The 17,687-nt window shown below is 42.6% G+C and carries 20 protein-coding genes; 19 read left to right on the top strand and 1 reads right to left on the bottom strand.

Translation table 11 applies throughout. The features are described from left to right. Positions 1-4 precede the first annotated feature (4 nt). The 17 genes from R2B77_RS07720 (at position 5) to R2B77_RS07640 (ending at position 15,297) form a co-directional block, all read left to right on the top strand. Positions 5-979, top strand: a complete 975-nt coding sequence (locus R2B77_RS07720; protein WP_203246461.1) for a polyprenyl synthetase family protein — start codon at positions 5-7, stop codon at positions 977-979. A gap of 103 nt (positions 980-1,082) precedes the next feature. After that, a complete protein-coding gene (gene ndk, locus R2B77_RS07715; protein ID WP_203246462.1) occupies positions 1,083-1,529 on the top strand; it encodes a nucleoside-diphosphate kinase in 447 nt (148 codons plus the stop codon). 131 nt (positions 1,530-1,660) lie between these two features. Next, positions 1,661-2,431 carry a CheR family methyltransferase gene (locus R2B77_RS07710; protein WP_203246463.1) on the top strand — a complete coding sequence of 257 codons (771 nt, stop codon included), beginning with the start codon at positions 1,661-1,663 and terminating at the stop codon, positions 2,429-2,431. A gap of 196 nt (positions 2,432-2,627) precedes the next feature. After that, positions 2,628-3,809: a chorismate synthase gene (gene aroC / locus R2B77_RS07705; RefSeq protein WP_203246464.1), complete on the top strand. Its 1,182-nt coding sequence runs from the start codon at positions 2,628-2,630 to the stop codon at positions 3,807-3,809. Positions 3,810-3,811: 2 nt separating this feature from the next. Next, positions 3,812-4,918 carry a 3-dehydroquinate synthase gene (aroB, locus tag R2B77_RS07700; RefSeq protein WP_203246465.1) on the top strand — a complete coding sequence of 369 codons (1,107 nt, stop codon included), beginning with the start codon at positions 3,812-3,814 and terminating at the stop codon, positions 4,916-4,918. Further along, entirely contained in the window at positions 4,915-5,280 is a 366-nt protein-coding gene (gene aroH / locus R2B77_RS07695; protein WP_203246466.1) for a chorismate mutase, read from the top strand. Before aroB ends, aroH begins: the two co-directional genes overlap by 4 nt. A 22-nt stretch (positions 5,281-5,302) precedes the next feature. Next, complete coding sequence (hisC, locus tag R2B77_RS07690; protein ID WP_203246467.1) at positions 5,303-6,403, top strand: histidinol-phosphate transaminase; 1,101 nt, start codon at positions 5,303-5,305, stop codon at positions 6,401-6,403. Next, positions 6,400-7,497, top strand: coding sequence for a prephenate dehydrogenase (locus R2B77_RS07685; protein ID WP_203246468.1), 1,098 nt, complete (start codon positions 6,400-6,402; stop codon positions 7,495-7,497). Before hisC ends, R2B77_RS07685 begins: the two co-directional genes overlap by 4 nt. 208 nt (positions 7,498-7,705) lie before the next feature. Further along, positions 7,706-9,016 (top strand): 3-phosphoshikimate 1-carboxyvinyltransferase, encoded by a 1,311-nt coding sequence (gene aroA, locus R2B77_RS07680; protein ID WP_203246469.1) that lies wholly within the window; start codon positions 7,706-7,708, stop codon positions 9,014-9,016. Positions 9,017-9,053: 37 nt separating this feature from the next. Continuing rightward, positions 9,054-10,319 (top strand): tetratricopeptide repeat protein, encoded by a 1,266-nt coding sequence (locus R2B77_RS07675; protein WP_203246470.1) that lies wholly within the window; start codon positions 9,054-9,056, stop codon positions 10,317-10,319. A 1-nt stretch (position 10,320) separates the two neighbouring features. Continuing rightward, positions 10,321-10,872: a ReoY family proteolytic degradation factor gene (locus tag R2B77_RS07670; RefSeq protein WP_203246471.1), complete on the top strand. Its 552-nt coding sequence runs from the start codon at positions 10,321-10,323 to the stop codon at positions 10,870-10,872. 81 nt (positions 10,873-10,953) lie between these two features. Further along, on the top strand, positions 10,954-11,400 hold the full coding sequence (locus tag R2B77_RS07665; protein ID WP_203246472.1) for a DUF2487 family protein: 447 nt from the start codon (positions 10,954-10,956) through the stop codon (positions 11,398-11,400). A gap of 222 nt (positions 11,401-11,622) precedes the next feature. Further along, positions 11,623-12,129, top strand: a complete 507-nt coding sequence (locus R2B77_RS07660; RefSeq protein ID WP_203246473.1) for a QcrA and Rieske domain-containing protein — start codon at positions 11,623-11,625, stop codon at positions 12,127-12,129. A gap of 23 nt (positions 12,130-12,152) precedes the next feature. Next, complete coding sequence (qcrB, locus tag R2B77_RS07655; RefSeq protein WP_203246474.1) at positions 12,153-12,827, top strand: menaquinol-cytochrome c reductase cytochrome b subunit; 675 nt, start codon at positions 12,153-12,155, stop codon at positions 12,825-12,827. Between the two features lie 42 nt (positions 12,828-12,869). Continuing rightward, complete coding sequence (locus R2B77_RS07650; RefSeq protein ID WP_203246475.1) at positions 12,870-13,637, top strand: menaquinol-cytochrome c reductase cytochrome b/c subunit; 768 nt, start codon at positions 12,870-12,872, stop codon at positions 13,635-13,637. Positions 13,638-13,739: 102 nt separating this feature from the next. Beyond that, the gene (locus tag R2B77_RS07645) at positions 13,740-14,345 is read left to right on the top strand and encodes a DUF1405 domain-containing protein (protein WP_203246476.1); all 606 of its coding nucleotides are present in this window, start codon (positions 13,740-13,742) and stop codon (positions 14,343-14,345) included. Positions 14,346-14,628: 283 nt separating this feature from the next. Then, positions 14,629-15,297: a zinc metallopeptidase gene (locus R2B77_RS07640; RefSeq protein WP_203246477.1), complete on the top strand. Its 669-nt coding sequence runs from the start codon at positions 14,629-14,631 to the stop codon at positions 15,295-15,297. Between the two features lie 58 nt (positions 15,298-15,355). On the opposite strand, the gene R2B77_RS07635 is transcribed toward R2B77_RS07640, so the two are convergent. Beyond that, on the bottom strand, positions 15,356-16,228 hold the full coding sequence (locus R2B77_RS07635; RefSeq protein WP_203246478.1) for a YitT family protein: 873 nt from the start codon (positions 16,226-16,228) through the stop codon (positions 15,356-15,358). Positions 16,229-16,517: 289 nt separating this feature from the next. Here R2B77_RS07635 and R2B77_RS07630 point away from each other — a divergent pair, with 289 nt between their 5' ends. Both R2B77_RS07630 and dapB read left to right on the top strand, forming a co-directional pair. Continuing rightward, the gene (locus tag R2B77_RS07630; protein WP_203246479.1) at positions 16,518-16,853 is read left to right on the top strand and encodes a nucleotide pyrophosphohydrolase; all 336 of its coding nucleotides are present in this window, start codon (positions 16,518-16,520) and stop codon (positions 16,851-16,853) included. After that, positions 16,850-17,650, top strand: coding sequence for a 4-hydroxy-tetrahydrodipicolinate reductase (gene dapB, locus R2B77_RS07625; RefSeq protein WP_322555674.1), 801 nt, complete (start codon positions 16,850-16,852; stop codon positions 17,648-17,650). The genes R2B77_RS07630 and dapB overlap by 4 nt, the downstream gene beginning before the upstream one ends. Positions 17,651-17,687 lie beyond the last annotated feature (37 nt).

Genomic DNA, 17,687 nt, shown 5'->3' with positions numbered 1-17,687 from the left:
CGTTTTGGAGAAATTGAAGTTAATGACACTTTATAGCGATTTTCGCAAGGATATCGCTTATATAGAAAAGGAACTTGAGCGCTCCGTCAATTCATCTTCCCCAATTATTCAGAAAGCTTCATTGCACTTATTACGTGCTGGTGGAAAGAGAATACGGCCAATATTTGTAATCCTCGCATCTAAATTCGGTACATATTCATTGAAGGATGTGTCAAAGGTCGCTGTCTCTCTCGAACTTGTCCATATGGCTTCGCTTGTCCATGATGATGTCATTGACGATTCAGATATGCGTCGTGGCTTTGAGACTGTCAAGGCTCGTTGGGATAATCGAATTGCGATGTATACGGGAGATTTCATTTTTTCTCGTGCGCTGACATCTATCGGTGAAATTGAGTTGCCAGCAGTTCATCAGCTACTCGCAGAGACGATGCTTGAAATTTGCAAAGGTGAAATCATTCAGATTGATCACCAGCGCAAGACAAATCAAACTATTCGTGACTATTTACGTCGTATTAAACGGAAGACTGCATTGTTATTGTCATCTAGCTGTGAATTAGGTGCTCTTGCTTCGGGAGCAGATTCTGTAGTTGTTGGGAAAATGCGTCGTTTTGGTTATTATGCAGGAATGGCCTTTCAAATTGTAGATGATATTCTAGATATTACCTCAACGGACGAACAACTTGGAAAACCAGCTGGTAGTGATTTATTGAACGGGCATTTGACATTGCCTATTTTATACATAAAAAATGATCCTGTATTCCAACCGTATATGGAGCGCTCGTTTAACGGGACTTTAACCGAATCTGAGCGTGATGAAATGTTATCCTATATCCGGGGAACAGATGCGATTGAAAAAGCGCAAGAGGTGAGCGATTTATATTTACAGAAAGCGCTCCGCGAATTAGATGATTTGCCCAAAGGTGACGCAAAAAAAGCATTTGTGCAAATCGCTGAATTCATCGGTAAACGTAAGTACTAATCAACCTTATTCAATTGATTCAGGTTTTAGTTGAAAGATATAGCATCAGATGGTACGATCGACAAGGAGAAATCCGGATACATATAAGAGGGAGTGTTTATAAATGGAAAGAACATTTTTAATGGTTAAGCCTGACGGCGTACAACGTAATCTAATCGGTGAAATCGTGGGACGTTTTGAAAGCAAAGGATTCAAACTTGTAGGTGCTAAACTTATGCAAATTACACCTGAGCTTGCTGCACAGCATTACGGTGAGCATAAGGAGCGTCCATTCTTTGGTGAGCTTGTTGAGTTCATCACTTCAGGTCCTGTATTTGCAATGGTGTGGGAAGGTGAAAACGTTATCTCCGTTGGTCGTCTAATGACGGGAGCTACAAATCCGAAAGAATCTGCACCTGGAACAATCCGTGGTGATTTCGCAGTTACTGTCGGTAAAAACATTATTCATGGTTCTGATGCACCAGAATCAGCAGTTCGCGAAATCGGTCTTTTCTTCAAAGAAGAAGAGCTTGTTTCTTACGATAAAACATTGAATAACTGGATTAACTAATCTAACTTTCAATTACGCTGAGTCGTAATTGAAGAAAAGCAGCCTTGCATTCGTGCTCGGCTGTTTTTGTTATTCCGTAATTGCCTCCAATCAGCTATAATGGAAAGAACGTATGAACGGGAGGGGTTACATTGCCGGATTATGCTATATTTATTGAAAATATTAAAAAGAAGACGGGTATCGATTTATCACTCTATAAAGAAGCCCAAATGAAAAGAAGGCTCACATCTCTTTATGAGAAAAAGGGCTATCGAAATTTTAAGGATTATTTCGATGCGATACATAGTGATAAGGAATTACTGGAAGAATTTCTTGATCGGATGACGATAAACGTCTCTGAATTTTACCGGAATGCCCAACGATGGGATGTTCTTGAAAAAAAGATTTTCCCGAAGCTACTGGAACGAAACAAAAAACTGAAAATTTGGAGTGCTGCCTGTTCAACTGGAGAAGAGCCGTATTCATTGGCGATGGTGCTATCCTCGCATGTTCCAATGCGTGATATTTCCATCCTAGCGACCGATCTCGATTTGGGTGTCATTGAGCGAGCAAAGGTTGGTCTTTATCCTGAGAGGGCGTTGAAGGAAGTACCAGCACCAATTGTGAAACAGTATTTTAACAATGAAGGTCATTTTTATCAGGTCAAAGATGAAATCAAAAAAACGGTCACTTTTAAACAGCAAAATTTATTGGAAGACCGTTATGATACCGGTTTTGATTTAATTGTTTGTCGTAATGTCATGATTTATTTTACAGAGGAAGCAAAAGATCAGATTTACATGAACTTCTCCAAGTCGTTAAAAACCGGTGGGATTCTTTTTGTTGGAAGTACCGAACAAATATTCAATCCAGCTAAGTATGGTTTCGAGTCCGAGGATACGTTCTTTTACAGGAAAATATAATAACTTGAATCAGCCAATATTTTTGTACTGAAAGCGAAGTGTCAGATACAGAAGTTCACTGCTGATTCAATTACGCCTTGGCGTAATTGATTAATATCCGGATAACTTTCCGGATATTTTTCATATAAACATATAGTCAAACGGACTTTACTCTGGTAAAGTGCTATAAAACAGATAGTTGGAGGGGGAAAATGAAATGAGGTATTTCACAGCAGGAGAATCACATGGTCCACAATTGACGGCGATTATAGAGGGCCTACCTGCCCAAATGGGATTGACGACTGAAATGATTAATGGAGAACTGGCAAGACGGCAAGGAGGACACGGTCGGGGACGACGGATGCAAATCGAAAAAGATCAGGTTATTATTTCGTCAGGTGTGCGTCATGGTAAGACATTAGGTTCGCCGGTGACATTGACAGTAGTCAATGACGATTGGAAGCATTGGACATCTATTATGGGCGTTGAACCATTGCCGGAGGATGTAAAGCCGGAGGATGTGAAAAGGCAGATTACAAGGCCGAGACCAGGTCATGCGGATCTTGTGGGGGGGATGAAGTACGGCCACCGCGATTTACGCAATGTGCTGGAACGGTCATCTGCTCGTGAAACGACCATGCGTGTAGCAATTGGTGCAGTGGCCAAGCAGTTTCTTCGTGAATTGGGTATCGAAACGGTTGCCCATGTAACAGACATTGGCGGTGTCACTACAAATCCAGATACATATGCAGGAAAAGGGACGCAGGAGCTCCGTAGCATCATTGAGGACGACCCTGTCTACTGTGCAGACCCTGAGGCATCCGAACGGATGGTACAGGCTATCGACGATGCGAAAGGTCGTGGAGACACGGTTGGTGGTGTCGTAGAAGTGATTATTGAAGGGTGTCCTCCGGGCATTGGAAGCTATGTTCAATTTGATCGAAAAATGGACGGTAAGCTTGCAGGAGCGATGATGAGCATCAATGCCTTTAAAGGTGTCGAGATTGGACTTGGGTTTGACATGGCGAAAATGCCAGGTAGTCAAGTGCATGATGAAATTGCTTGGAGTGAGGAACAGGGCTATACTCGTAAATCCAACCGTTTAGGTGGGCTTGAGGGCGGCATGACGACGGGTATGCCGATCGTTGTTAGAGGGGTTATGAAGCCGATTCCAACCTTGTATAAGCCACTTGAAAGTGTGGATATCGATACGAAAGAAGCGTTTGTTGCGACAATTGAGCGCTCAGATCCTTGTGCAGTGCCAGCGGCTTCGGTCGTAGCGGAGCATGTCATCGCAACTGAGATGGCAAAAGCAATTATGGAAGAGTTCCGTTCAGATACGATAGATGGACTTAAAAAGGAAATTTCAGACTACAGACGCTATGTGAAGGAGTTTTAATGATGGGAAGGCTGACGGTCAACATTAAAAATCATGAATATGATGTCCATATCGGTCAACAGACGTATCAGCTGTTTGCCACGGAGTATGCGGAGCTTTTTGCTAGCGTAGATCGCATCGCTATTCTAGCAGATGAACAAGTTGCAGCAATCCATTTACCACTTCTTCAAGAAGCATTGGCATTTACGGGGCGTGAAATAGTCGTTAAAAAGGTTCCAGCAGGGGAAAACTGTAAAAGCCCCGCTGTTTATGTTGACTGTTTGTCGTTTCTACTACAGAAAAAATTTACACGAGATTCACTTATTATTGCATTTGGTGGCGGTGCTTGTGGTGACTTAGCGGGGTTCGTCGCAGCAACGTTTATGCGGGGAATTCGTTTCCTTCAATGCCCGACAACGATTTTGGCTCATGATAGTGCAGTTGGAGGGAAAACGGCTATTAATATGCCAGAAGGAAAAAATATGGTCGGCTCATTTCATCAACCATCGGGTGTACTCTTTGATACGTCACTTTTCACAACATTACCAGCGAAAGAAATGCGGTCAGGCATGGCAGAATTATTGAAGCACGCTCTCATATCGAACGAAGAGTGGGCAGATGAATTATTGTCTAATCCTACATTCGCGCAGCCTGCTATTGATTGGCTATCTTCCGAACTGTTAAAAGGCATTGAGGTTAAAGCAAAAATTGTGGCGGAAGATGAATTTGAACAATCAACAAGGAAGTACCTCAATTTTGGCCATACATTTGGCCATGCAGTGGAAGCGGCATGTGGGTTTGGAGGCTTAAGCCACGGGGAGTCCGTGATGATTGGTATGGCATATAGCCTTATTTTGAGTGAGCAGCACGGAGCCGTTGATGAGCAATTGACGACCCGTTTCATCACATTTGCGTGCCAGCAGGGCTATACCTTCCAACCGGTTTATGATCATACATTCGAAATATTTATGAATTTCATGGAAAAAGATAAAAAAGTTTCTTTTGGAAAGTTAAATTTTGTGTTGCTGGATGGTGTAGGCAATCCATTTGTTAAGGAACTGTCAAAAGAGCAGTGTGAGGAAGCTTTTGAACAATTGAGGCGACGTGTGGAAGGGGATAGGGCAAGATGACGGTTAGGGGATTACGAGGGGCAACGACTGTTGAACAAGATGATGAGCAAACGGTGCTTGCAGCGACGGAAGCATTGGTCGTTGAAATGGCACAAGCGAACAGCATTTCACCCGAAGATATTATTTCGGTTCTAATTTCTACTACGAAAGATGTGACATCCGCTTTTCCAGCGAAAGCGGTTCGTACGATTGAGGGATGGACCTATGTTCCTGTAATGTGTACGCACGAGATGGACGTACCGGGTGCAATGCCACTTTGCGTCAGAGCGTTGATGCACGTGAATACGGATACCCCACAGCGCTCTGTTAAACATATTTATCAAAATGAAGCTGTAAAGTTGCGACCTGATTTACAAAAATAAATTGTGCACCGGAGGGATTAAGATGAACTGGAAACCAGCACTTGAAGGGATGAACCCTTATAAACCAGGAAGATCAATTGAAGAAGTGACGCGCCTTTATGGATTGAAGGAAGTCGTCAAGCTTGCATCAAACGAAAATCCTTATGGCTGTTCGCCATCTGTCAAAGAATTTATCGCAACGGATGCTATTTTGCATGAAATTTATCCGGATGGTTATGCAAGTTCATTGCGTAGTAAGGTTGCCGCTAAACATGGTGTCAGTGAGGATGCATTGTTATTCGGTAATGGTTCGGACGAAATCATTATGATTATTGCAAGAGCGCTACTTGGCAAGGGAACGAACACGATTATGGCGTCAACGACCTTCCCGCAATACGCACATAATGCGAAAATTGAAGGTGCGGAGATTAGACAAATACCTTTGAAGGATGGCCAGCATGATTTAGATGGTTTTGTCCGAGCGATTGATAGCGAAACATCTGTCATTTGGGTCTGTAATCCGAATAACCCAACAGGTAATTTGCTCCCAAGTGATCAGTTAAAGGCCTTCCTTGAAAAAGTGCCTGAAACGGTTCTTGTTGTTCTAGATGAGGCTTATTTTGAATATATTACTGCGGCTAATCATGTTGACTCGGTTACGTGGTTAGAAAGTTTCCCGAATATTATTATTCTACGGACATTTTCCAAAGCTTATGGACTAGCCGCATTTAGAATTGGTTATGCAATTGGTCAGCCTGAGGTTATTACGAATCTTAATAAAGTGAGAAGTCCATTCAATAATAACTCAATGGGACTTGCGGTTGCAGAGAAAGCATTGGCAGATCAAGCCTTCATCGACCATTGCCGTCAGGTCAATCATGAACAGCGGCAACGTTTTACACAATATGCGGCAGACAAAAACTTGCATATTTTTGATTCCCAAACGAATTTTGTTTTACTAAAAGTGCCAGGTGATGCAGACCAAGCGGCAGAGCAATTATTGCAGCAAGGTTTTATCATCAGAAGTGGCAATGCGCTTGGAACACCCGGTTATGTCCGTGTGACGATTGGAACAGAGCAACAAAACAGTGATTTCTTCGCTGCGTTTGATACATTGTTAGTCGTAGAGGGTTCGGCAACATGAAACTACAGGTTACAATTATCGGGCTTGGCCTGATAGGGGGGTCTCTTGGGCTTGCTTTGAAACGAGACCCTGATGTAGAAATAACAGGCTATGACCGCTCGTTTAGCACATTAGATCAGGCATTCCGTAGAGGGATCATTGATACGATTGCTACATCCATTGATAATGCATGTGAGCAGGCCGATGTGATTATTTTCGCTACGCCTGTCAATACGACAGTTGAGATGATGCGGCAGGCAGTGAACTGGGCGCTAAAAGAAGATGTCATTATGACCGATACTGGTAGTACAAAAGGTCCGATCATGGAAGCTGCTAAAGCGTTGCTCGACCGTGGAATTACGTTCATTGGGGGGCATCCGATGACGGGATCTCATAAAAGTGGCGTAACGGCTGCTAAAGGACATTTGTTTGAAAATGCGTATTACATATTAACACCAGCTACACAAACTGCTAGTAATAAGGTAGAACGTCTACGTCAATTACTGGTACCAACAAAGGGCAAGGTTGTCGTGTTGGAGGCGGAAGAACATGATCGTATGACGGCTGTTGTCAGTCATTTCCCACATCTCGTCGCATCGTCCCTTGTTGGGCGACTGTCAGCGCAACAGCAACAGCCTTTCATTAATAAATTGGCGGCGGGCGGTTTCCGTGATTTAACGCGCATCGCTTCAGCAGACCCTGTTATGTGGCGCGACATTACGACGCAAAATAGGGTAGAGCTGTTAAAGCAATTGGATGGTTGGTTGGAAGAAATGAGCAATGTACGGGATATGCTAGTATCAAATGATCCTGCTGAAATCTATGATTACTTTGCTGGAGCAAAGAAATATCGAGATGACTTGCCTATTGCTTCACAGGGTGCGTTTTACACAACATTTGATCTGCATATCGATATTCCTGACCACCCGGGTATTATTTCAGAAATTACAAAAATACTAGCTGATGAACGAATTAGCTTGACGAATATTCGCATTGTCGAAACACGCACAGACGTCTTCGGTATTTTGGTTATTAGCTTCCAAAGTGCTGATGACCGAGAGCGTGCCAAAACTGCACTGTCTAAAGCGATGGATTATAGTATGCAAATTGTTTAACTTCATTCAGCAATCGTCTACAATCTTTATAGGTGGCGAGTGTTTGCAAAAAAGTGTAGTCAATTCAGTTGGGGGCAATTCCTTGCTGAATAAAGTTAAAGCCTCCGGCGGATGTCACAAATTTTGAAAGGAGTTAATTGCGCTCGCGCAATTCAAAATTTGGACGGCAAATACGCCGAGGCGTATTTGATTAGGAGGGATCTTTTTGGTGGAAACGAAAAAAGTAGCGTTTGACAAACCAGTATTGCAAGGTGAAATTACAGTGCCTGGTGATAAATCGATTTCACACCGTGCTGTTATGCTTGGCTCTATTGCCAAAGGAACAACGTCCATAACAGGATTTCTAGACGGTGAAGATTGCTTGCGAACGATTGATATATTCAAACAACTAGGTGTCTCCATTGATAGAAATGGTACAGATGTAACCGTGGAAAGCCCAGGGATGTATGGTTGGAAACAGCCAACTGGCAATTTATATGCGGGTAATTCGGGGACGACGGCGCGACTTATACTTGGTATATTGGCTGCTTCACAAGTAACTTCCGTTCTAACGGGCGATGAATACTTGTCGAAACGCCCGATGAATCGAGTGTCATTGCCGCTAAAGTCGATGGGGGCGTCAATTGAAGGCGAATCTGAGAGTAGTAATCTGTTACCTTTAACTATTAAAGGTGGTACTTTAACTGCTATTGACTATGACATGCCTATCGCCAGTGCACAAATAAAATCAGCCATTCTTTTTGCCGGACTAACGGCAGAAGGTGAAACGTCAGTCAGCGAGCAAACTGTGTCGCGTGATCATACAGAACGGATGCTTGAGCAATTTGGAGTGCCGGTTCGTAAGGAAGGCAACAAAGTTTCGGTTAAGGGCGGCAGTATCCTTAGCGGGACGGCGGTTCGTGTACCGGGTGATATTTCGTCAGCGGCATTTTTTATGGCAGCGGCAGCGATGGTTAGAGGCAGTTCTGTCACGTTCAAGGACGTAGGGCTTAATCAAACAAGAACGGGCATTTTGGACGTTTTGCGAGCGATGGGCACGAAGATTGATATTGTTAAGCAATCGGATGGACCTGGTGAACCATACGGTACGGTAACGATTTCACATGATGGATTGCAAGGAACAGAAATTAGCGGTGATCTCATTCCAAGACTGATTGATGAGTTACCAGTCATCGCATTACTGGCAACGCAAGCACAAGGTGTGACAGTTATTAAAGATGCAGCTGAGCTGCGTGTTAAAGAAACGGACCGCATTACAGCGGTCACGACAGAGTTAAAGAAGCTGGGTGCAAAAATCGAAGAGACGGAAGACGGTATGATTATTCATGGGCCAACTGCGCTGTCAGGTGGCACATTGTCCTCATATGGCGATCATCGTATCGGCATGATGGCAGGGATTGCAGCACTAGTGGCATCGGGTCCCGTTAGTATTGAAGATCCTGCGTGCATTAATATTTCGTATCCTACTTTTTTCAATGACCTCGAAAAACTTGCCTTTCCTATTCACAGTCAAGGATAATAGCGAATGTATATAATGTGAAAGAACAGGTGAACATATGGGACAGTTACAGCAAGTTGAAAGATATATTCAGGAAGGCGATGTAGACGCTTTAGGTCGTCTCATCGATCAGTTAAGCGAGTCGACGGATTTCGATATGCTATACGAAGCGGCGGGATTGCTTGCAGATTATGGTTTCATGGGTGAGGCAGATCGCATTTATGAGACATTGCTTCTTCATTTGCCAGATGAAGCGCAGCTTAAAATCGACCGTGCAAGTACGTTGCTTGAACTAGGTGAAGAAGATGAGGCGCTCCTTTTACTGACAGATGTTGGTCCAGATGATGAAGAGTATGTGCAGGCACTGTTGGCACTAGCTGACTATTATCAAATGTCTGGGATGGCAGAGGCAGCATTGTCTAAAATTCAGGAAGCACATACACTTGTGCCTTATGAGCCGGTTATCCGCTTTGCTTATGCAGAGCTACTCCTCGATGCAGGTAAATATGCAGAGGCAGTCCGTTTATATTTGGATTTGCATGAGGAAACAGATGAAATCGGTGGGATAAGCATATTGGCTAGGCTCGCGGAGACTTATAGTGCAGGTGCAGCTTACGAAGAAGCAATTCCTTATTATGAGGAAATGCTAGAAGAGCAAGTGATGCCTGATACGTTGTTCGGGGCTGCATTTGCCTATTTCCAAAGTGGTAATGCAGAACGAGCCGTTATCCATTTGACCAACTTAATCGACATGGATCCGGATTACTTTTCGGCTTATATGCTAGCAGGACAGTCCTTATCAGTGATGGGGGAAGACCGAAAAGCATATGCTATGTTCAAAGATGGGATTCGAAGAGATGAGTTTGAAAAAGAGCTTCGCTTAGCCGCGGGGAAATCGGCTTTAAAACTTGGCTTGCCTGAAGAAGCGGAAGAGCATTTATTTGAAGCACTTGCCTTAGACCCTGAGTATATGGAGGCACTTATTACACTTGCTTCATTGTATAATGAAAGAGAAGAAGATACGAAGCTGTTTGAGCTCCTTTCAGATACGAAAGAGGAGTGGGATGATCATGCTTTGCTAAATGCTTTTCTTGCTTATGCCTATGAACGTGAGGAACAATACGAAGATGCATACGTATCCTATAGTAAGGCATATGTTGGAATGAAGGAAGATCACGGGTTTCTTGAAAGCTTCGCTAATTTCCTATTGGAAGAAGGAAAACGGAAAGAAGCGCTTGTTGTTGTAAAGGAATTGGTCAATCTTCTTCCTGAAAATGAGTATTGGAGAGCTTATCTGGAAGCACAAAATGACGAGGAGGTGTGACATGACGGCCATGATTCCTGTTGCTGCTAAAAAGGATTTCGTTCGCTGGTTCTTAAAGCAGTACAAATTGAAGCGCCGTGAATGTGTGTGGATATTGAATTATCTTCTTAGCCATGATCACCTTCTGCACAATGTACACTTTACAGATGAAGCACATTATTGCCCCCGTGCGATGGTGATGTCTACAACGGGGTCGGAAAGTATTCCATTCCGCTTTTATAAAGGAAATTTGATGACTGCTGATGCCGAAAAATCATTTCATGATTTGAGACTTCACCCAGAGGATAATATGTATATCCAACTTAATTTTCCAAACAGTCATGCTTGCCCGCAGTATGCGAGTGTTCGTGAAGAGAATCCATTTCTCCCCGCCTATTTGCAAGTGAGCGAAAGTGATCGGAAAATTGCCCAGCAATTGCTGGAAGAAAGTGTCGCCTTTGCAACGGTGGACACCTTGATGAAGAGAGTTGACGAAGCTTTAGATGCCAATGATCGAGATAGATTCCTTGTACTATCTGCTATGCTGAATGATTTGAAGGTATCGAAGGATTGAAGACTCCATCTTATTGGGGAAGGATAAAGTTCCATCCTTCCTTGATGGAGTCCTTTAGTATTTTTTTGGAGGTTTTTTATCATGAATTGGACAGCGAAGGATATGGATACATATTTGCAACAAAAAGAGTATATTGATACGTTAATTGTACCGCTTTTAAAAGTGGAAACCGAGCCTGAAGCGATGAAAAATAGTACGTCATCTTCAGAGTTCCTGATGCATCTTACGACATTTATCGAAACGCAGTTTAAAGGGCGTATGATGCTAATGCCTCCATTTGCCTATACACAGTCGATGGATTTGCAAGCAATGGCAACAACAATCTCGAAAGATGTTACAGCAACCTCCTTTAAACATGTGTTTTTCTTGACAACAGATTCAGCGTGGACAAGCATTGAAACGGGTGGCGAAGTCATTTGGTTACCGTCGATTCCACTAGAGAGCATGGACCCACAATTGCGTCAAACAATCATTGAAGATCAGCTTCGTCAAGTACTGCCAAGGTTTACTGAGAAGTGGTCTCAGTAATAATCAATTACTCTTTAGCGTAATTGCGTCCGGATTTTTATCTTCGTTCAGCGAGGTTTTTTGCTGAACGAAGATAAAATTCGATTTTTGTTCACAATCTTACATCTGTAGAGAAAGCATGATTGAATTTCCTTTAGTATTGATATATCATAGATATGTCCTAGTATTACAATTAGCAAACAATATGTCCGTTGGACTGACCTTTAAGTAAGAGGAGGGAAAATGATGAGCAACAAAGTGTCAAGACGCCAATTCATGAGTTACACACTTATGGGAACTGGTGGATTTATGGCTTCTGCAATGCTGATGCCGATGATTCGTTTTGCGATTGACCCAGTCTTGCAAGAATCGACAGGTGGAGATTTCATTCCAACATCGCAAAAAGTGGCCGACCTTACAGATACGCCAGTTCGTGTCGACTTCACAATTAAAGATCGAAAAGATGCTTGGTATAAATCTGACGTATCAAACGCTGCTTGGGTTTATAAAGAAGGCGATAAAGTCATTGCGCTTTCTCCTGTCTGTAAGCACCTTGGGTGTACGGTGAACTGGGCTGGTGACGAAAAGCACCCTGACTTGTTCTTCTGTCCATGTCACGCAGGACGTTACACGAAAGATGGTAATAACGTACCAGGAACTCCACCGACAGGACCTCTTGACGAGTTTGAAGTGAGTATCGTAGATGGATTCGTGTATCTTGGATTAATAAAACCGAACACATTAGTTTAAAATTGTAAGGGGGTACGACCGAAGTGCTAAATAAAATTTATGATTGGGTTGACGAACGGTTGGATATCACCCCGATATGGCGTGATATTGCCGACCACGAAGTACCTGAGCACGTAAACCCTGCACATCACTTTTCTGCATTCATCTATTGTTTCGGAGGACTGACGTTTTTCGTCACGGTTATCCAAATTCTATCCGGTATGTTCCTTACAATGTACTATACACCGGATATTGAAAATGCATGGAAATCCGTTTATTACCTTCAAAACGAAGTAGCATTCGGTGAGATTGTGCGTGGGATGCACCATTGGGGGGCGTCACTTGTTATCGTTATGATGTTCCTACATACGTTGCGTGTCTTCTTCACAGGTTCTTATAAGAAACCACGTGAACTAAACTGGGTTGTTGGGGTATTAATCTTTATGGTTATGCTTGGACTCGGTTTCACAGGTTATTTATTGCCATGGGATATGAAAGCTTTATTCGCTACGAAAGTAGGAATTGAAATTGCAGCTTCTGTTCCATTCATTGGAGAATCGATTAAAATTCTGCTTGCAGGAGATTCAACGATTCTTGGTGCACAAACATTGACTCGCTTCTTTGCGATTCATGTATTCTTCCTACCAGCTGCTTTGCTTGGGTTGCTTGCAGCACACTTTATCATGATCAGAAGACAAGGTATTTCTGGACCTCTATAAGAGGGAAGAGGATTTTAAAGAGATAGTAAAGGAGGGGACACCATGCAACGCGGAAAAGGGATGAAATTTGTCGGAGATTCGCGCATTAAGGCTACGAACAAGATGCCGAACGTCCCGAAAGATTACTCGGAATATCCGGGGAAAACAGAAGCTTTTTGGCCAAACTTCCTTTTGAAGGAATGGATGATTGGTGCCGTTTTCTTAATCGGATATTTAATATTAACGGTTGCTCATCCGTCTCCGCTAGAACGTCAAGCGGACCCAACGGATACGATGTATACGCCGGTTCCAGACTGGTACTTCCTTTCCATGTATCAGTTACTGAAGTATGAATTTGCTTCCGGACCTTATAATATTATTGGAGCACTTGTTATGCCAGGACTAGCATTTGGTGCATTGATGCTTGTACCATTTATGGATACGTCGAAAGAACGTCGTCCATTCAAACGTCCACTTCCAACAGCATTTATGCTACTATCATTTGCTGCTTTGTTCTACTTAACATGGGAATCTGTTGTGAACCATGACTGGGAAAAGCAAGCAGAGCTAGGTGCGATTAGGGCAGAAGTTCAATTTGATACAGAGTCTGAAGGGTATCAAATCTATGCAGGAGCATCATGTATCCAGTGTCACGGCGATGCGTTCCAAGGTGCACTTGGTCCGACATTAATAAACACTGGTTTAACAGCTGAAGAAATTACTACAATTGTTCACGATGGTCAAGGGGATATGCCTGCTGGATCATTTGAGGGAACAGAGGAAGAACTTCAAGTGCTTGCTGAATTTATTGCAGAATTGAAAAGCGAGTAAGAGAAGTATTTAAAAAGAGTCAGGAAACTGACTCTTTTTTGTATACATATAAAAGCCTCTGGACGTAATTACGCCGAGGCGCAAATGAGTGGAGAGATGTCTATGGGTTTATTGTTACAGCGGGTTTGGCTTATACTTTCACATAAATCATTTCTTTGGATTTTGTTATTTGTAAACTTGCTCGGTACTGTGTATGGCTATGACTGGTATATGTGGCAATTGGAAGTGACTGAGCCAAAGTTTTGGATATTTGTTCCGGATAGTCCAACAGCGAGCTTGTTTTTTACACTTACTATTATTGGTTGGCTCATCGGACGCAATTTTAAACTAATAGAAGCGCTTGCAATCATTACGCTCGTTAAGTATGGCTTATGGGCAGTCGTTATGAATATATTGACGCTGATTGAAACAGGTGAATTGAGCTGGGTGGGCTGGATGCTTGTCGGATCGCATTTTGCGATGGCTGTTCAAGCTGTACTGTACAGCTCGCTGTATCGTTTCAGCTTTGTCCACATTATGATTGCGGCAGTTTGGACACTTCATAATGATGTCATCGATTATGTATTTGGCCAAATGCCTATCTACGGTGATTTGATGAAATATATGAATCAAATTGGCTATTTCACGTTCTGGTTATCCATAGCTTGTATATTACTTGCTTGTTGGGTATGGAGGAAAAGAGTAGCAACTACTATATTGTCAAAGTGAAATGTTTGCAGTCGTTGTTCGTCCGTTATAGAATAGGTTTATCTGAATTCAGCAAATTGTTTTGTACTGAAAGCGAAGCGTCAGCTACAGAAGTCCCCACGTCCTTAAGTGTCGGGATGAATGCAAAAAAATCATTCAGTGTGAGTCTAAACTCCGGCTGAATCCAGATAAAGCCTCCGGCGGATGTGACGGATTTTTAGGGGAGCTTTTCGGGCAAACTCAAAAAATGGACGCAATTATGCCAAGGCCTGCTTGATATAGAGAAAAGGGGAGGAAGTCGATTATGTTTTGGATATACTTAGCGGCAATTATTATTTTGCCACTTTACGCTCAATTTAAAGTAAAAAGTACGTATAAAAAGTATTCAAAAGTCCGTTCAACATCAGGAATGACGGGAGCAGAAGTTGCTCGACGAATTTTGGATTATAATGGTTTGCAAAATGTGAAAGTTGTAGAAAGCCAAGGCTTTTTGAGTGATCACTACAACCCAATGACGAAAATTGTTGCATTATCATCTCATAACTATCACGAAGCATCTGTTGCGGGCACTGCTATCGCAGCACATGAGGTCGGCCACGCGATTCAAGATAAGGAGGCGTATTCGTATCTTCGTTTCCGTCACCGTTTAGCACCAGTGGCAAGCCTTACGTCTAATGCATCTTGGGTATTCATTATGATTGGGATTATCTTCTCAAGCATGAACTCTTTACTTGGAATTGGGATTGCGTTGCTTGCGGTTGGGGTTGTGTTTCAACTTGTGACATTACCAGTGGAATTCAATGCATCGACTCGCGCAATGAATCAAATCGTGGAGTTAAATATTATTCGTAATGAAGAAGAACCACATGCTAAGAAAGTGCTAAGTGCAGCAGCGATGACATATGTTGCGGCGGCGGCAGTAGCCGTTCTTGAATTGGTTCGTCTGTTGATGATTTTTACAAATAGAGACTAAACCTACAAAAAATCCGTCCTCAATTGCTGAGAGACGGATTTTTTAATACAATTTTTAGTTATCGTTCAAGCGGACGCTTCTGGTCATCTAGCGTAAAGCCTTCACCCATGACATCATAGGAATCGATGAGTGAGACGAATGCGTGTGGATCGATGGAAGTGATGATGTTTTTTAAGCGCATCACTTCGTTTCTGCCAACAACGCAGTATAAAACTTCTCGATTCGCCTTTGTATAATGACCGTAGCCTCTTAAGACAGTAACGCCGCGATCCATTTCTACTGCAATTTTTGCGGCAATTTCATCTTGTGATTCAGAAATGATAAAAGCGCCTCTTGCTGCATAAGCACCCTCCTGTACAAAGTCAATGACGCGGGCACCGACAAACAAAGCTACAAGTGTATACATCATCGAACGATGATCCAAATAGACTGCCCAGGAAACGAGTATAACGACTGCATCAAATAAAAACATCGTCTTTCCCATGCTCCAACCCATGTATTTATGAGCAAGACGTGCGATAATATCTACACCGCCTGTTGTGCCGCCGTATCTAAAAATAATACCGAGCCCAATTCCGATAAACACACCGGCAAACAAAGCGACAAGGAAAAGATCATCTTTTAGATGGACATCAATCTGATAAATCATAAAGATTTTGATAAAGACTGACACCGCAACTGTTCCGATAACAGTATAGATGAATACCCTTTTCCCTAGTAATCTCCATCCGATAATGAACATCGGAATATTGAGCACAAGGTTCATAATAGCGGGGTCCCAATTGAATGCGAATAACAAAATAAGTGTAATCCCTGTAAACCCACCTTCGGCAAGTTCGTTTTGGATATTAAAGTGGACAAGACCAAAACTGAAGATGGCAGCACCGAGTATTATGAAAAAAATATTTTTTACTTTGATTCCGTCAAGCATGTACTGCACACCTTTCTTAATTCAAATACGCCTCGGCGTATTTGCGTCTAGATTTTGAATTGTGCGTGCACAATTGATTCCTTACAAAATCTATGACATCCGCCGGAGGCTTAACTTAATTCAGATTTAGCCACAATAAATTATCTGCACACCCTGCATATTTCTTATTATTTTTTGAGAGATAATAAACTCATCTGAATTAAGTTAGAGCTAAGATTATTATCAGCCATATTTTATATTTTGACAATAGTGGCGTTAATTTATACGATAGGAGGGGGAGTTGAGACGAATGGAGTCATCAAAATCGTTGGAAACGTTACAACAGGAAGTCGATTTGTACATAAACAGTTTTAAAGAAGGCTACTTTCCGCCAATGGAATTGCTCGCCCGCTTAACTGAGGAGCTAGGTGAATTGTCGAGGGAAGTGCAGCATGTATACGGGATGAAAAAGAAAAAGTCTAGTGAGGCAGTTCGCTCACTTGAAGAAGAAACGGGAGATTTGTTTTTTGTGCTTGTCTGTTTTGCTAATTCACAAGGGATTAGCTTAGAGAAAGCATTGACGACTGTCGTTCATAAATTCAAACAGCGCGATGCTGATCGATGGACAAAAAAGGAGGAATTATAATGTTAAAAGTTGCAATTGCAGGAGTACGAGGACGAATGGGAAGTGCGGCACTTCAAGCGATAACAGCAGCACCTGATATGGAAGTAGTAGCTGCACTTGATTATAAATTTGAAGGATTGTATTTACATAATTCAATGATTACTGAAGAGCCTGTGGGGGTTCGGTTTTACACATCACTCGCCGATTTGGCAGCTGATACACAGCCGGATGTTCTGCTCGACGTGACAGATCCGGATGCTGTTTTCATAAATGTGAAAGAAGCAATCGAACTTGGCATTCGTCCAGTTGTTGGAACATCTGGCCTAACGAAAGAACAAATTTTAATTTTAACTGAATTGTCGGCTTCAGCGCAAATCGGTGGAATTATTGCACCGAATTTCTCTATCGGTGCGGTACTGATGATGAAATTCTCCGTCATGGCAGCACGCTATCTTGGGGATGTTGAAATACTTGAAATGCACCATGATCGAAAACTGGATGCACCATCAGGAACGGCAGTGAAAACTGCTGAAATGATTACAGCGGTAAGGGAACCGCATCTACAAGGACATCCAGAGGAGCAGGAGCATCAGGCGGGCGCACGTGGTGCAGATGTTGAAGGAATGAAAATCCATAGCATTAGACTACCGGGATTACTTGCGCATCAGCAGGTGCTACTCGGGGGCGAAGGGGAACTGCTGACAATCCGCCATGACTCATTCGACCGTAATAGCTTTATGCCAGGTATCCTAATGGCAGTACGCGATGTAATGACAAGAAAAGACCTTGTTTATGGGCTTGAGAATATTATTGATTGATTGAAATTGAACTTTGCTAATCAGTGTGCGTGTTCAG

The sequence above is a fragment of the Sporosarcina beigongshangi genome (assembly GCF_033485195.1).
GTDB classification, from domain to species: Bacteria; Bacillota; Bacilli; order Bacillales_A; family Planococcaceae; genus Sporosarcina; species Sporosarcina beigongshangi.
Note: the sequence above shows the minus strand (reverse complement) of the source record. Positions and strands in the feature narration are given on the sequence as shown.

Coding starts and splice junctions, on each gene's coding strand:
- ndk (WP_203246462.1), top strand. CDS start 1,083: ATGGAAAGAACATTTTTAATGGTTAAGCCTGACGGCGTACAACGTAAT.
- aroC (WP_203246464.1), top strand. CDS start 2,628: ATGAGGTATTTCACAGCAGGAGAATCACATGGTCCACAATTGACGGCG.
- aroB (WP_203246465.1), top strand. CDS start 3,812: ATGGGAAGGCTGACGGTCAACATTAAAAATCATGAATATGATGTCCAT.
- aroH (WP_203246466.1), top strand. CDS start 4,915: ATGACGGTTAGGGGATTACGAGGGGCAACGACTGTTGAACAAGATGAT.
- hisC (WP_203246467.1), top strand. CDS start 5,303: ATGAACTGGAAACCAGCACTTGAAGGGATGAACCCTTATAAACCAGGA.
- R2B77_RS07685 (WP_203246468.1), top strand. CDS start 6,400: ATGAAACTACAGGTTACAATTATCGGGCTTGGCCTGATAGGGGGGTCT.
- R2B77_RS07675 (WP_203246470.1), top strand. CDS start 9,054: ATGGGACAGTTACAGCAAGTTGAAAGATATATTCAGGAAGGCGATGTA.
- R2B77_RS07670 (WP_203246471.1), top strand. CDS start 10,321: ATGACGGCCATGATTCCTGTTGCTGCTAAAAAGGATTTCGTTCGCTGG.
- R2B77_RS07665 (WP_203246472.1), top strand. CDS start 10,954: ATGAATTGGACAGCGAAGGATATGGATACATATTTGCAACAAAAAGAG.
- R2B77_RS07660 (WP_203246473.1), top strand. CDS start 11,623: ATGATGAGCAACAAAGTGTCAAGACGCCAATTCATGAGTTACACACTT.
- R2B77_RS07650 (WP_203246475.1), top strand. CDS start 12,870: ATGCAACGCGGAAAAGGGATGAAATTTGTCGGAGATTCGCGCATTAAG.
- R2B77_RS07645 (WP_203246476.1), top strand. CDS start 13,740: ATGGGTTTATTGTTACAGCGGGTTTGGCTTATACTTTCACATAAATCA.
- R2B77_RS07640 (WP_203246477.1), top strand. CDS start 14,629: ATGTTTTGGATATACTTAGCGGCAATTATTATTTTGCCACTTTACGCT.
- R2B77_RS07635 (WP_203246478.1), bottom strand. CDS start 16,228: ATGCTTGACGGAATCAAAGTAAAAAATATTTTTTTCATAATACTCGGT.
- R2B77_RS07630 (WP_203246479.1), top strand. CDS start 16,518: ATGGAGTCATCAAAATCGTTGGAAACGTTACAACAGGAAGTCGATTTG.